The sequence below is a fragment of the Cellvibrio sp. PSBB023 genome (assembly GCF_002007605.1).
Lineage (GTDB): Bacteria > Pseudomonadota > Gammaproteobacteria > Pseudomonadales > Cellvibrionaceae > Cellvibrio.
Genome location: NZ_CP019799.1, coordinates 2,835,629 through 2,848,971 on the forward strand (window position 1 = coordinate 2,835,629; position 13,343 = coordinate 2,848,971).

12 protein-coding genes and 1 pseudogene are annotated in these 13,343 nt (G+C 51.7%); 8 read left to right on the forward strand and 5 right to left on the reverse strand.

The genetic code is table 11. From position 1 onward, the window contains the following. The first annotated feature begins 538 nt into the window (after window positions 1-538). The 6 genes from B0D95_RS12410 to B0D95_RS12435 all read left to right on the forward strand — a co-directional run bounded on the left by B0D95_RS12410 (window position 539) and on the right by B0D95_RS12435 (window position 8,560). A complete protein-coding gene (locus B0D95_RS12410; RefSeq protein ID WP_078044180.1) occupies window positions 539-1,771 on the forward strand; it encodes a hypothetical protein in 1,233 nt (410 codons plus the stop codon). A gap of 10 nt (window positions 1,772-1,781) precedes the next feature. Beyond that, entirely contained in the window at window positions 1,782-4,370 is a 2,589-nt protein-coding gene (locus tag B0D95_RS12415; protein WP_246841597.1) for a LamG domain-containing protein, read from the forward strand. A 19-nt stretch (window positions 4,371-4,389) separates the two neighbouring features. Next, window positions 4,390-5,982, forward strand: a complete 1,593-nt coding sequence (locus tag B0D95_RS12420; RefSeq protein WP_078044182.1) for a general secretion pathway protein GspF — start codon at window positions 4,390-4,392, stop codon at window positions 5,980-5,982. 146 nt (window positions 5,983-6,128) lie between these two features. Next, window positions 6,129-7,073 (forward strand): N-acetylmuramidase family protein, encoded by a 945-nt coding sequence (locus B0D95_RS12425; protein ID WP_078044183.1) that lies wholly within the window; start codon window positions 6,129-6,131, stop codon window positions 7,071-7,073. Next, entirely contained in the window at window positions 7,073-7,771 is a 699-nt protein-coding gene (locus tag B0D95_RS12430) for a hypothetical protein (protein ID WP_078044184.1), read from the forward strand. The genes B0D95_RS12425 and B0D95_RS12430 overlap by 1 nt, the downstream gene beginning before the upstream one ends. 6 nt (window positions 7,772-7,777) lie before the next feature. Continuing rightward, window positions 7,778-8,560, forward strand: a complete 783-nt coding sequence (locus B0D95_RS12435; protein WP_078044185.1) for a polysaccharide lyase — start codon at window positions 7,778-7,780, stop codon at window positions 8,558-8,560. 56 nt (window positions 8,561-8,616) lie between these two features. On the opposite strand, the gene B0D95_RS21000 is transcribed toward B0D95_RS12435, so the two are convergent. Continuing rightward, window positions 8,617-8,739, reverse strand: coding sequence for a hypothetical protein (locus B0D95_RS21000; RefSeq protein ID WP_256386828.1), 123 nt, complete (start codon window positions 8,737-8,739; stop codon window positions 8,617-8,619). Between B0D95_RS21000 and B0D95_RS12440 the strand changes: the two genes are divergently transcribed. Beyond that, window positions 8,729-10,048: an ammonium transporter gene (locus tag B0D95_RS12440; protein WP_078044186.1), complete on the forward strand. Its 1,320-nt coding sequence runs from the start codon at window positions 8,729-8,731 to the stop codon at window positions 10,046-10,048. The genes B0D95_RS21000 and B0D95_RS12440 overlap by 11 nt on opposite strands. A 91-nt stretch (window positions 10,049-10,139) precedes the next feature. Then, window positions 10,140-10,730, forward strand: coding sequence for a hypothetical protein (locus B0D95_RS12445; protein ID WP_149867908.1), 591 nt, complete (start codon window positions 10,140-10,142; stop codon window positions 10,728-10,730). A 9-nt stretch (window positions 10,731-10,739) separates the two neighbouring features. Here B0D95_RS12445 and B0D95_RS12450 read toward each other — a convergent pair whose 3' ends face one another. The 4 genes and pseudogenes from B0D95_RS12450 to dapF all read right to left on the reverse strand — a co-directional run bounded on the left by B0D95_RS12450 (window position 10,740) and on the right by dapF (window position 13,323). Next, on the reverse strand, window positions 10,740-11,444 hold the full coding sequence (locus B0D95_RS12450; protein WP_371451964.1) for a tyrosine recombinase XerC: 705 nt from the start codon (window positions 11,442-11,444) through the stop codon (window positions 10,740-10,742). Between the two features lie 65 nt (window positions 11,445-11,509). Beyond that, a pseudogene (locus tag B0D95_RS21125) lies at window positions 11,510-11,734 on the reverse strand (site-specific integrase); the annotation flags it as partial. Between the two features lie 46 nt (window positions 11,735-11,780). Further along, window positions 11,781-12,473: a DUF484 family protein gene (locus tag B0D95_RS12455; protein WP_078044188.1), complete on the reverse strand. Its 693-nt coding sequence runs from the start codon at window positions 12,471-12,473 to the stop codon at window positions 11,781-11,783. Window positions 12,474-12,492: 19 nt separating this feature from the next. Beyond that, window positions 12,493-13,323, reverse strand: coding sequence for a diaminopimelate epimerase (gene dapF, locus B0D95_RS12460; RefSeq protein ID WP_078044189.1), 831 nt, complete (start codon window positions 13,321-13,323; stop codon window positions 12,493-12,495). Window positions 13,324-13,343 lie beyond the last annotated feature (20 nt).

Consider the following 13,343-nt stretch of genomic DNA (forward strand, 5'->3'; position numbering starts at 1 on the left):
CCCGCAAAAGGCATTTCTTATCAAAAGTCGCGCCAGTTGTGATTTGGGTGACAGGAATGGCGCGCATGCTAGAGCATAGAGAATGGCGCGTCATAAAGCGCACAATATTCAACCTGAGCAGCCTTGCTGATTGTGACTCAGGTCTCGATTCTGCAATGAACCGGGCAGAAGATTAAAAAAGAAGAGGATGATGCCAAACGCTAGCACTTGCCCAGCTTCATACTAATCTGACATTTTTCGTCAGCTACTTTTCGCTGGCACTGTTCAGCCTCCCCAACCAGGACGTTTTGCGCCTTCCCCCATAGGGTCTGGCGCATCGCCAATCACAACACAGAAATAGCGCCAACACGGGCAAGCGCGAAAATCTGGCGTCAAAAGGATATTTTGGAGAACTGTTTCTAATTCTTGAAAAGTATCCCGACTGCAGCCGCCGTTCCTATGATGTCCGGCATATTCACTGCATAGCACGACCACTAACTACAGCTATAGCATCAGCGCAGCCCCTGCCCAGATGCAGACCAACTACCCAGGAGCAACCGTGATCAACACTAACTCCCGCTTATTCAGCCAAGCGGCGCGCTGCCTACCCTCTGTGGGGCTCGCGGCGCTGCTGGCGATTAGCAGTGCCAGCCATGCCGGTTCACGCGAACAGGCACTGCAAATTCACAACCGTATTGCCGGGGTGCCGCCCACTGAGGCGGTGCTGGCGCAAATGAGCAGCAGCATCGAGGCCGGACAAGTGGCCGATGCCGTGCGCATCGCCATGAGCAACGAGGCTTTTTATCGCGTCACCCTGAAAAATATGGTGACACCCTGGACCAACCGCGACCGCACCGTTTTTGCACCGCTCAACGACTACACCGCCACGGTGATTGGCTTGGTGCGCGACGAAGCCGACTTCCGCACAGTGCTCTATGACGATGTGATCTACACCAGTAACGCGGGCGGTTTGCCCGCCTACTCCAATAGCAATAACAATCACTATGAGGCGATTGAAAACCAGGGCGTGAGCTTGAAAGACACACTGGTCAGGCGCCCCCAATCCAGCGTGAATGGTCTGCCAGCCGACGCCACCTCCGGTGTTATTACCAGCCGCGCCGCCGCCAAGGCATTTTTTATCGCCGGCACCAACCGCGCCATGTTCCGCTTTACGCTGATCAACCACCTGTGCCGCGACCTGGAACAAGTACACGACACCAGCCTGACGCCGGATTTTGTGCGTCAGGATGTGAGCCGCAGCCCCGGTGGCGATAGCCGCGTATTCCTGAATAACTGTGTTGGCTGCCATAACGGCATGGACCCACTCGCCAAAGCCTATGCCTATTACGACTATGAGTTTGATGTAAACGCCGACCCCGATGGCCTGAGCGGCAGCATTCACTACAACGCCGAAGGCACCATTGACCCGGATACCGAAAGCCGGGTAGAAAAGAAATACCGCATCAATGCCAACACCTTCAAATATGGCTATGTGACCACCAATGACAATTGGCAGAACTACTGGCGCCAGGGCATGAATGTGCATTTGGGCTGGGACAGCAGCTTGCCCGGCAGCGGTACCGGCGCCAAAAGCATGAATATGGAGCTGGCACACAGCCAAGCCTTTGCCAGTTGTCAGGTAGAAAAGGTGTTCCAGAATGTCTGCCTGCGCAAACCCGCCGATAGCACTGATCGCAGCAAAATCAGCGAGATTACCGCCAACTTCGCGGCATCCGGTTACAAACTAACCCAAGTGTTTATCGACACTGCTGACTACTGCAAAGGTGAATAAGGTGATGAAGATGCGCATAACAACAGCATTGTCACGCATGCAGTGGCACAAGCCCGCGCTGGCGCTGGTCGTCTTGATGACCGGTTTATTGGCAGGTTGCGGCGGCTCTGGCAGCGGCAGCGAGGTAAAACCCAACAACCCGCCACCACCTGCCACGGGCGGGGGCAACTTCACCTATCGCGGTGAAAAACCGGCAGGCACGGCCGATGTCATCAAGTTCCAGAATGAACTCTGGATCAACATGGCGCGCGAAGATCGCTGCGGCGGCTGCCACCAAACCCAAGCGCCGACCTTCGCCCGCGGCGACGATATCAACCTCGCCTATGCCGCGGTGATTGATGAGGGATTAGTGACCCTGAGCGACCCGGCATCCTCACGTTTGGTGACCAAAGTCGCTGGCGGCCACAATTGCTGGCTCGCCGATGCAGGCGCCTGTGCCGACATCATGACCGGCTGGATTAACAAGTGGGCTGGCCCCCGCGAAACCAGCGCCAACGATGTGGTGCTCAAGGCACCGGCAGATCGCGCTATCGACAACACCAAAAGCTTCCCCATCGACAGCAGCGGCTTTGCGACCAGCGTCTATCCCCTGCTGACCGAATACTGCTCCGCCTGCCACTCGGAATCGGCACCGACCCGCCAGCAACCCTATATCGCCAGCGCTGATTTGGCTGTGGCCTATGAAGCGGCCAAGAGCCGTATTCGCCTGGACAACCCCGCGCAATCGCGCTTGGTACAACGGCTGCGTGCAGATTCCCACAATTGCTGGGGCAACGACTGCGCCGCCAGCGCCAACCAAATGCAGGCGGCAATCCAGGCTTTCGCTAACAGCCTTACCGCCATTGAGGTGGATCCCGATCTGGTGGTGAGCAAAGCCGTTGGCCTGGGCGATGCCTTTGTGCTCAGCAGCGGTGGCCGTATCGACAGCGATATCATCGCCAAATACGAATTCAAAACCGGCAAAGGTACAGTGGCCTTTGATACCTCGGGCATAGACCCGGTCGCCGACCTCAACCTGATTGGCAACGTCACCTGGAGCAGTGCCTGGGGCATCAAATTTGCCGACACTGGCCGCGCCCAAGCGACCGTTACCGGTAGCCGCAAACTCTACGACCTGCTGCTCGGTTCCGGCGAGTACACCATTGAAACCTGGATTATTCCCGACAGCCTCGACCAGGGCGCCAACGACAACAACCCGGCGCGTATCGTCAGCTATTCCGGCAGCACCACCGAGCGCAACTTCACCCTCGGCCAATACGATTACAACTACATCGGCATGAACCGCACCGGTGAGAGCGATGCTAACGGCGAGCCGGTGCTGGCCACCGACGACAACGACCAGCGCGCCCAGGCTTCACTGCAGCATGTGGTGCTCAGCTATGACCCGATTCGCGGCCGTCGCCTCTATGTCAACGGTGAATTCACTGGTGATACCGACGCTACCGCCGGCGCCTTCCTCAAAGACTGGGACAATGGCCATGCGCTGGTGGTCGGCAATGAAGTCTCAGGCAATCGTCCTTGGGCTGGCAGCTTGCGCTTCCTCGCCATCCACAAACGCGCCATGAGCGAAGGTGATATCAAAACCAACTTTGATGTGGGCGTAGGTGCGCGCTACCTGCTGCTATTTAACGTGTCTGAATTAATCGACCAACCAGCCTGCTTTACCACTACAGCAGAAGGCACCAGCGGTAACTGTTTTATCGTGTTTGAGGTGCAGCAGATCGACGATTACGGCTACCAATTCGCCGTCCCCTTCTTCACAGTGCTGGGCGATGGCACCCTGGCCAGCCCGGTTACGCTCAAGGGCATCCGTATTGGCGTCAACGGCACCGAAGCGCCCGTGGGACAAGTATTTGCCAATGTGAATACCCAACTGGCGGCCGGTGAACTGCCGGAAGGTCGCCAAAACCTATCCGCACTGGGCACAGTGATTGAAGCCAAAAACGGGCCGGAGGAGGATGTATTTTTCCTCACCTTCGACCAGATTGGCGACAACACCTATAACCGTCCGGTCGTAGCCGTGCCACCACCAGCGCCAGCAGCCGATATCCCAGACCAACCCACCTTTGGCCTGCGCGATTTTGCGGAAATCAATGCCAGCTTGTCTGCCATGACCGGTATTCCAAGCACCAATACGCTGGTTGCCAGCACCTATGAAAAGGTGAAACAGCAGTTGCCAACACTGACCAATCTGGACGGATTCCTCGCCGCGCAGCAAATGGGCATCACCCAATTGACCGTGGCTTACTGCAACGCCGTGGTAGGCAATTCGAGCGCGGCCAATCCGGCGCGCACCGCGCTCTTCCCCGGCTTTGATTTCAGCGCTGCCGCCAATGTGGCCTTTAACAGCAGCACCAAACGCGACCTGATTATTGAGCCGCTGCTCAAGCGCTTGCTCGCCAGCGAACTGGCCAATGGCACCAATCCGCACAGCCAACTTGAGGGTCAAGCTGACCCGGCGGAATTGCGCCTGGAACTGAACCAATTGATCGACAACATGACCAGTTGTGGCAGTGGTTGCGCCGCTGACCGCACCCTAACCACCGTTAAAGCCACCTGCGCCGCTTCCCTCGGAAGCGCCGTTATGTTGTTGCAATAATTACCGGAGCGAACCCGACATGGCCAAATCCAAGAAACCCCTGCACCCGGACGCACCGCTGCTGCTCAATAACCATCGCCGCCCGGTCAGCCGCCGCGAGCTGATCGCCCAAGGCTTTAAACTCGGCTCAGGCACACTCATTGGCGGCTCCTTGATGAGCATCCTGACCAACCCCGCCTATGCAGCAGATGTCAGCCTCTCGCCCGATATCGCCGCCGCACGCGACGCCTGCGGTATCGCCGCACAAGGTGCGGGCAAGATCCCGTTTATCTGTTTCGACCTGGCCGGTGGCGCCAACTTTGCGGGCTCCAATGTGCTGGTTGGCCAGCGCGGCGGCCAGCGCGATTTCCTCAGCGCCGCAGGCTACAGTAAACAAGGCTTACCGGCCGATATGGCGCCTACCAGTTCAACGGCAGGCACACTGATCAACGACAGCCTCGGCCTGTTATTCCATGCCGACTCGCAGTTATTGGCAGGCATTAACTCCAAGGTTCAAACCACCACGGCCGCCAACATCAACGGTGCAGTTATCGCCGCCCGCTCGGAAAACGACACCGGAAACAACCCGCACAACCCCATGTACGGCATCTACAAAGCCGGTGCCGCCGGTTCACTGGTGGACCTTATCGGCTCGCGCAATAGCGATTCTGGCGGCAACTCCATGGCACCTGCCTCGCTCATCAACCTGGAAGTGCGCCCCACCAAAGTGGACAACCCCAACGACGTCACCGGCCTGGTGGATGTGGGCGACCTGGTGGATTTAATGAGCCAGGAAGACATAGTCAAAACCATGGAATCCATCTATCGCATTAGCGATGCCAAACTCAACGCCATGGCCAGCCTCGGCACCAGCAAAGACGCCCAGCTCAAAGAACTGCTGCGCTGCGGTTATGTAAAAAGTGCGGATTTGGCTGCCCGCTTCGGCAACCCGGCAGATATAGATCCGATTGCCGATGCCGATATAGTCGGCGCCAACGGTATATTCTCGTTCGACGAATTTGATCGCGATGGCGAGCTGCGTAAAACCGCCTCGGTGATGAAGCTGGTTATTAATGGTTATGCGGGCGCAGGCACCATCACCATGGGCGGCTACGACTACCACACCGGCGACCGCTCCACCGGCGAAGTACGCGACGAACGCGCCGGTCGCTGCATCGGCGCCTGCCTTGAATACGCCGCACGCAAAAATATGCCTCTAATGATTTATGTATTCAGCGACGGCTCGGTATTCAGCAACGGCATGATCGACGACTCCATGGCCGGGCGCGGCAAAGGTGTCTGGACCGGCGACGACCAACAAACCGCCTGCTCCTTCTTCCTCGTCTACAACCCCGGCGGCCGCCCGCAACTGATTGGCGCCAATGCCGACGACCAAGCCCGCCACCAACAACTCGGCTACATGCGCCCCAGCGGCGACGTAGAAACCGCTGGCAGCCCCGCCGCCAACAACGTCAACCTGCTGGTGGAAACCGTGGTGCTCAACTACATGGCACTGCACGGCCAGCAAAACCAATTCAGCACCCTCTTCCGCGGCCACGGCTTAGGTAACGCAACAATGATGGACAGACTCACGGCCTTTCAGCCGATTGTGAATGGCACCATAGGTACATAACCAAACCGCATTAATTAATGCGGTAGATTTTATAAAAGTGGGAGATATTTATATTTCCCACTTTTATTTTTAGCGCAGACCGATCAAAATGCGTTCAAATATTTACCAACACTTTCTCAACGGACTTACAAAAAAAGGAGTTAATAATGCTAAAAATCAATGCATCGGTAGGAAATAAAGCGAAAAATTATGCATCTGATGTTCGATGCGTTCAAAATTTAATAAATAAACAAATCCATCTTTTATTACCACTAATGAAACTAAAAGAGGATGGAAAATGTGGCCCAATAACAATAGGATTAATATCTGAATATCAAAGACGCATTCTAAAAATGCAAAAACCCGATGGCCGCATAGACCCTCAGCAAAAAACTTTTAATAGTTTGATAAAGTTCTCAAAACGCGACCAACCACAAACAAAGCCCACATCCCACAATACGTTTGATCACCTTCTCTTTCAAATGCAAGGCGTATTGAAAGCTTCTCCAATTCAAAAAACCAACCACGAAAGCAAGATATACTCCAGATTAACTGAACCTGATTACAATAAAGCGGCAATTATCCTTGGGGTTGATACAGCAACAATAAAAGCTATAGCAAGCATAGAAAGTATGGGAGATGGTTTTTTAGGAAATGGTGAGCCAAAGATATTATTTGAAGGGCATTGGTTTTCAAAATTAACCCAAGGAGCATACGACAAAGAGAATCCTACAATATCACACAAAACATGGACTAAAAAAAATTACTTGGGAAATGAAAAAGAATACAGCAGATTAAACACCGCCATATCTCTCGACAGAAGGGCAGCATTAAAATCTACATCTTGGGGAAAGTTTCAAATAATGGGGTTCAATCACAAGTATTGTGGATATCAAGACATTGAGTCGTTTGTAAAAGATATGCGCAAGTCAGAACACTATCACCTAATGGCATTCGTCAAATTAATCAAGTATATGAAATGGGATGCCCAGTTAAAAGCTAAAGACTGGAAAGGGTTTGCTAAAAAATACAACGGCCCAGGTTATCAAAAAAACAAGTATGACGTTAAGCTTCAACAAGCTTATAAGGCATTTTCAATAGGATCAAAATAATGTATCGATATTTTTTTTTACTTATCCCATTGTTAAGCGCATGCGAACCTAATGCTGAAACAACTTCAACGGATAAAAAAGCAGGAGCACTGCATGAACAGAAAATAATTTCACGCACAGTGCAAGACGAAATGTCGCCACTTGGCTTTTGGGAAACCCATATTGAATATCCGATCTTTACTAACACATCAAAGAGCGCGGCATTAACGGAGATCAACAATGACATTTCGCTTATGACAGAGAAATATCATTGTGATAACGACAAAGGTGAAAAACAATTTACCGCCTCGATTACATTCTTAAATGATTCGGTAGTCAGCATACAGTTTGCAGACACCTGGCTCTGCGAAGGCATGCCACATCCGGATGGGCGATTAGGCGCAATCACATATAGTATTCAAACCGGAAAATCAATCACCCTAATGGATGAACTCGTTGATAGTAAAAGAAAAGATTTTTCCCAGAAACTTATCGCGCAACTTAACCAAGCATTAAAAACAAAGGTAGATGACGACACTTGCGCGCAAGCTTTGAACTGGAGTTATTTTTATCTCACCAAAACGGGTATCGCATTCGTGTATACAGCTGATGATTATTCGGAATCACACTGCACAAGTGAAGTTAAAATCCACACCGAAGACATGCAACAATACTTAAATAAAGATTCAATACTCTCTCGACAACCTCTAAATAAGTAGAAACACATGACCAAATTCCTCAACATAGTAACTTTCGCCTTGTGTTTTTATGCCTTCAATGCTAGCGCTAGCATCCTCTGGCAAGGCGATTTCGAAACTAGCGACATGAGCCAGTGGAGTACACCAATTAATCCCGCAGGGCATTCAGTGATTTCAGACTGCGTATTTGACGGCAAGTACGCCGGAAAAATCACACTCACCGGCGATGAATCATTTTTGTGGCACGGTAATAAAGATTTAAACCGCAGTGAATTTCACCATCGCTATACGGTAGGTAAAAGCAATGAAGGCAGCACACAGGAAGGGAGCGATACTTTTTTTGCGTTTAGTTTTTATTTGCCAAAAGAATTGAGCAAACACAAACACGAATTAGGCTATTGGGAATCCGACAAAAGCTGGCAACAAATGTTTCGCTTTAATATTCACGGCAGTGAATTAAGTTTTCAGGAAACCGCCGCAAAAGACGTGTTATGGAAGTTATCCGAGGGCGCTGCACCCGGCAAATGGCATCGCATAGCCTTGCACATCCACTGGTCGACCGACTCAAAAACAGGTTCAACCGAAGTCTGGGTTAATGGCAAACACATGGGCAAACACCATTTCCAAACCCTACCGGTAAAAGATGCCTTGATGTTTACCCAAATCGGCATTTTACGTCACCAGGAAACCAGCACAGAGGAAATCCTCATTGATGGCGCACTACGCACTGACAACCTCACCGAACTGTTGGAACGCAATCGTTATTTGATTGGTAAAACCTGCTCATCGGTAATATCCACAACGCACTGATCATTTCAGTGCAATTTACTGTGCGACACAGAATAAAAGGCACAATAAGAGTGCGCTCATCCTTCATACCCCCAGCTGTCAGTTTCAGCTACTACGTGCCACTTGGTCATTACTGCAAGTGGCACATGAGTTGCAAAACCATCTTCATTCATATCAAAGGTGGTGCTTATGCGATTCATTTATCTTGCACTTGCTTCCTTTCTCTCCTTGCTCAGTGCTGGTAGCTATGCCAGCGAAACTTCTATCGCCGATGTAAGCAACTCACTCAACAGCACTTGGGTGGTGCTCGCAGGTGTTCTTGTCTTTTTTATGCAGGCTGGTTTTGCACTGGTGGAAAGTGGCATGTCGCGCGCGAAAAACGCGGTGAATGTCATTATGAAAAATTACATGGATGTGTGCGTGTGCAGTGTGATTTTTTGGGCGCTGGGTTATGGCTTGATGTTTGGTATTAATACCAGCGGCTGGTTTGGTAGCAGCCATTTTTTACCGGCAGACTTAAGCGATTGGGATTGGACATTTTTATTTTTTCAAATGATGTTTGCCGCAACAGCAACCACTATCGCCAGTGGTGCCATGGCAGAGCGAGTGCAATTTCACGCCTACTTAATTGGTGCTTGCATCATTGCCGGATTCATTTATCCCCTGTTTGGCAGTTGGGCATGGGGCAGTATTTACGATGGCGAGGGTTGGCTCAAAGCGATGGGCTTTGTCGACTTTGCCGGTTCTACGGTTGTGCACTCCCTGGGTGGCTGGGTGGCATTGGCCGCCGTAATAATCTTGGGGCCGCGCCTTGGGCGTTTTAGTCACAGCGGCGAAGCGCGACGCATTCCCGGCCACAACCTGACCATGGTGGCATTGGGTGGATTTGTCCTCTGGTTTGGCTGGTTTGGGTTCAATGCTGGCTCCACGGTGGAAGCCAATAGCAGCATTGGCAAAATTGCGCTTAATACTCACCTCGCCGCTTGCTGCGGTGCACTGGGTTATATGCTCGTCAGCAAATTATTCAAGCAGGCGATTTTATTAACCGGCACAGTCAATGGCAGCCTCGGCGGTTTGGTCGGCATCACGGCGGGCTGTGCGACGATGGAACCCTTCTTTGCCATGCTCACAGGTGTTATTGCCGGCGGCATCAGTTTTCTCGGGCCGAAATTATTGGCCAGTTTTAAAATTGATGACGTGGTTGATGCAGTGAGCGTGCACGGTTTTTGCGGCGCCTGGGGAACATTGGCTGCTGGCCTGTTTTACGTAGGCGATTTATTTAACCTGACGCGCATTAGCGTGCAAGCACTCGGCATAGGCGTCGCCTTTGTGTGGGGTTTTGGTATCGCCTATTGCGCGTATTTTTTAATTGATAAATTAGTTGGCATGCGCGCGAGTAGTTTGCATGAACAACGCGGACTGGACTTTACCGAGCACGCCGAAATTGGTTACCCGGAATTCCAGGACACCCGCGCCATCAATCAAGAGGCGTTAAACGCCCAGCGCTAATAGCGCACCAAAACCACTTGCTCAATCGCTTTTATAAATCGAGGCTCATGTGACACCGGAACAAAAACGCAAGGCTGTTGAGGCGGCATTAATGCCATTTCTTCAAGGTCAAACACTGGCACAAGCATTGGTTTTATGGGACGAAAAATACGCGCATAAACCTACCTTTGCCTTGCAACACTATCTGCGCGAACTCTGCAGTGATATCGAGCTCGCCCATATGCGCTCGCGCATGCTACAAGCATTGGTCACCGCCTTTTCATCGTTGCAGGACAAGCGACAAGAACACCATATTGCCCCCCCTATTGCTGCCGCAACCAAAATCGCAGCGAATAAAAATCACAGCTCACCTGAATTACAAATGTTTATGGCACTGGTAGAGCAGCTGATCAACAGTGCCAAAGGCGATAACGCAACTCGCGTGCGTTTATACGTGCTGGAAAATGTGGAAAAGATGGCACTGCCCCCCAATGATCGCCGTGCCCTGCAAAGTTGGCTCAATCAAATCGAACCACTCACCGGCACCACTCCCACAATTCATTTAATGCAGCAAGTGATTAATCTGGCGTATGTGGGTTTGTGTGAATATCTCGGCCCCATCAAGGCAGATCAATTATTACAGCAAAGTGTAAGCGCGGTACAACGCGCTTATCCCTTGTTGAAGGTGCAAAGTTTGTTGTAAGAAAAAACACTAGCATTCATCATCAACCGAATCTGTTTTGCGTCCCGCACGCGGGTGCGCCTTATCGTAAACCTTGGCGAGATGCTGGAAGTCGAGATGGGTGTAGATTTGTGTGGTAGAAATATTGGCGTGGCCGAGCAGCTCTTGTACTAAACGTAAATCGCCGCTGGATTCAAGCATATGGCTGGCGAAAGAGTGGCGCAGCATGTGCGGGTGGATGGGGTTATCCATTCCCTGGCTGATGCTTAATTGTTGCATGCGCATTTGCACGGCGCGGTGACTGATACGCCCGCCGCGCTGGGTAGTGAACAGCGCAGGTTCATTGTCTTGTGTGTATTGCTTGCGTGCGACCAACCAGTCTTTTAACGCCGTTATCGCCATAGAGCCGATGGGAAGCAAACGGGTTTTGCGGCCCTTACCGGTGACGGTGAGCATGGCTTCGCCCCAGTCGATATCTTTCAGGTCCAAACTCGTCACTTCGGCCAAACGCAAACCGGATGAATAAATTAATTCCAGCAGCGCGCGGTCGCGTTTGTTAATAAAATCATCACCCTCTACGGCGACAAACTGTGCGGTTTGATCCACGTCTAATGTTTTGGGCAACAACTTGGGAGACTTGGGTGCGCTGATACCATCGGCAACATTGTTTTGCATCCAGCCGCGGCGAATACAAAACTGAAAAAAACTGCGCAGCGATGAGAGCCAGCGCTGCAAACTTTTCCCCCCAATCCCTCGCGATGTAAATGTGCAACGGCGGTACGCACATGGCTCATGGCCAGCATATTTAAATCGGCAATATTTTTTTGCGCGCAATAGCGGCGAAACTTTTCCAGGTCGCGTTGGTAATTTTGCTGTGTCAGCGGGGAGTATTGTTTTTCACTGCGCATGTAGGTGAGAAATGCAGCCAATTCCTGTGCAAAAGGCAGTGAGCGAACGGCAGGCGGCGCTTCATTCGCGACAGAGGGATGGGCTGGGGTGCTGTCGGGTGGCAATTGATCAGTCATGCTGTTGGTCAGCCATAAGAATCCCGGTGTGCCGCCCGATCATCGATCAGCGCGGTAAGTATTTTGGCAATAAACGGTTCAGAACTTCCGCAATATACCCCAAAAACAAGGTGCCCATACTGGAGCGGTAATATTGCGGGTCGCGGTTGCCAATGGCCAGTAGACCAAACGCGCTGCCATGAACCAGCGGCACGACGGCAACCGAACCAATTTCACTGGCGTGATTGCCAAACACAAATTCCAACTCTTTACTGCCCAAGGTACCGCACACAGCACGGCTATTTTTTAACAGCGCCCCCAAATGCTCGCGCGCCTCAGCAATGCTTACGACACGCGCTTGGCTACTGGGCACTTTTTCCAGGTTGCCAAATAAAATGACGCTGGTGAAATGAATCGAGAAATCCTTATCAAAACTGTAGTGCAGCGCGTCGATAATATCACCCATGTCCTGCCCTTCCAGCAGGTTGAGCACCAGTCGTTTGGTTTTATCAAATAGCTTGTCATTGTCGCGCGCATTATCGAGCAATTTACTCAAGCGATGGCGCATATCGATATTGCGCTCACGCAGGATCGCCACCTGCCGCTCCACCAGCGAAATAGCCGAACCGGATTCGTGGGGCAAACTCAGTTCTGCCAATAAATCCGGGTGATTTTCAAAAAATTCCGGATGCTCGCGCAACCAGGCTTCAATTTGTTCCGGCTCCAGGGGATCGGCAAGTGTCGGCTTATGTTCGGTCATAGACGTCGATTCAGGATAATTAGATTTTTATTTGCCCATGGAAAACGGTAACCGCAGGCCCCGTCATAATTACCGGTTGACCTTCACCGGGCCAATCGATTTGTAAACTGCCACCGGGCAAATTCACTTTTACCTGCTGATCCAGCAAACCGCGTAAACGCCCAGCCACTACGGCACCACAGGCACCTGTACCGCAAGCAAGGGTTTCACCAACGCCGCGTTCAAACACCCGCAAATTAATTTCATGGCGCGACACAATTTGCATAAAACCCACATTCACTCGCGCCGGAAAACGTGGATGATGTTCAATAATCGGCCCAAGCTCAGCGACCGGTGCCGTTTTGACATCGTCCACCAGCAAGACACCGTGGGGGTTGCCCATGGACACTGCTGATATGTCGTAGGTTTTACCGGCAACCTCAAAGGGATAGGTGATAGCTTGGGCATCAGCAACGAACGGAATTTGCGCGGGCTGCAACCGCGGCGCGCCCATATCGACACTGACTTGCTCATCCTGCTGCACGCGTAATTCCATCAGGCCGCCAGCGGTTTCCACTTTAATCACGCTTTTGCCGGTGAGTTTACGCTCGCGCACAAATACGGCGAAACAGCGCGCGCCATTGCCGCAATTTTCCACTTCGCTGCCGTCGCAATTAAAAATGCGGTAGCGAAAATCCACATCGGGATTCTCCGGCGTTTCCACCAACAAAATTTGATCGCAGCCCACACCAAAATTCCGGTCGGCAATGTAGCGAATTTTTTCCGGTGTTAAACGCACGCTTTGACCAACGCCATCGATCACCACGAAGTCGTTACCCAAACCGTGCATTTTGCTAAAACGTAAACGCATATTTTTTCCCGCTTATTCTG

Bases quoted from the DNA above. Each gene is read 5' to 3' on its own strand.
- B0D95_RS12420 (WP_078044182.1), top strand. From the start codon at position 4,390: ATGGCCAAATCCAAGAAACCCCTGCACCCGGACGCACCGCTGCTGCTC.
- B0D95_RS12455 (WP_078044188.1), bottom strand. From the start codon at position 12,473: ATGACCGAACATAAGCCGACACTTGCCGATCCCCTGGAGCCGGAACAA.
- B0D95_RS12430 (WP_078044184.1), top strand. From the start codon at position 7,073: ATGTATCGATATTTTTTTTTACTTATCCCATTGTTAAGCGCATGCGAA.
- B0D95_RS12425 (WP_078044183.1), top strand. From the start codon at position 6,129: ATGCTAAAAATCAATGCATCGGTAGGAAATAAAGCGAAAAATTATGCA.
- B0D95_RS12435 (WP_078044185.1), top strand. From the start codon at position 7,778: ATGACCAAATTCCTCAACATAGTAACTTTCGCCTTGTGTTTTTATGCC.
- dapF (WP_078044189.1), bottom strand. From the start codon at position 13,323: ATGCGTTTACGTTTTAGCAAAATGCACGGTTTGGGTAACGACTTCGTG.
- B0D95_RS21000 (WP_256386828.1), bottom strand. From the start codon at position 8,739: ATGAATCGCATAAGCACCACCTTTGATATGAATGAAGATGGTTTTGCA.
- B0D95_RS12445 (WP_149867908.1), top strand. From the start codon at position 10,140: ATGCCATTTCTTCAAGGTCAAACACTGGCACAAGCATTGGTTTTATGG.
- B0D95_RS12415 (WP_246841597.1), top strand. From the start codon at position 1,782: ATGCGCATAACAACAGCATTGTCACGCATGCAGTGGCACAAGCCCGCG.
- B0D95_RS12440 (WP_078044186.1), top strand. From the start codon at position 8,729: ATGCGATTCATTTATCTTGCACTTGCTTCCTTTCTCTCCTTGCTCAGT.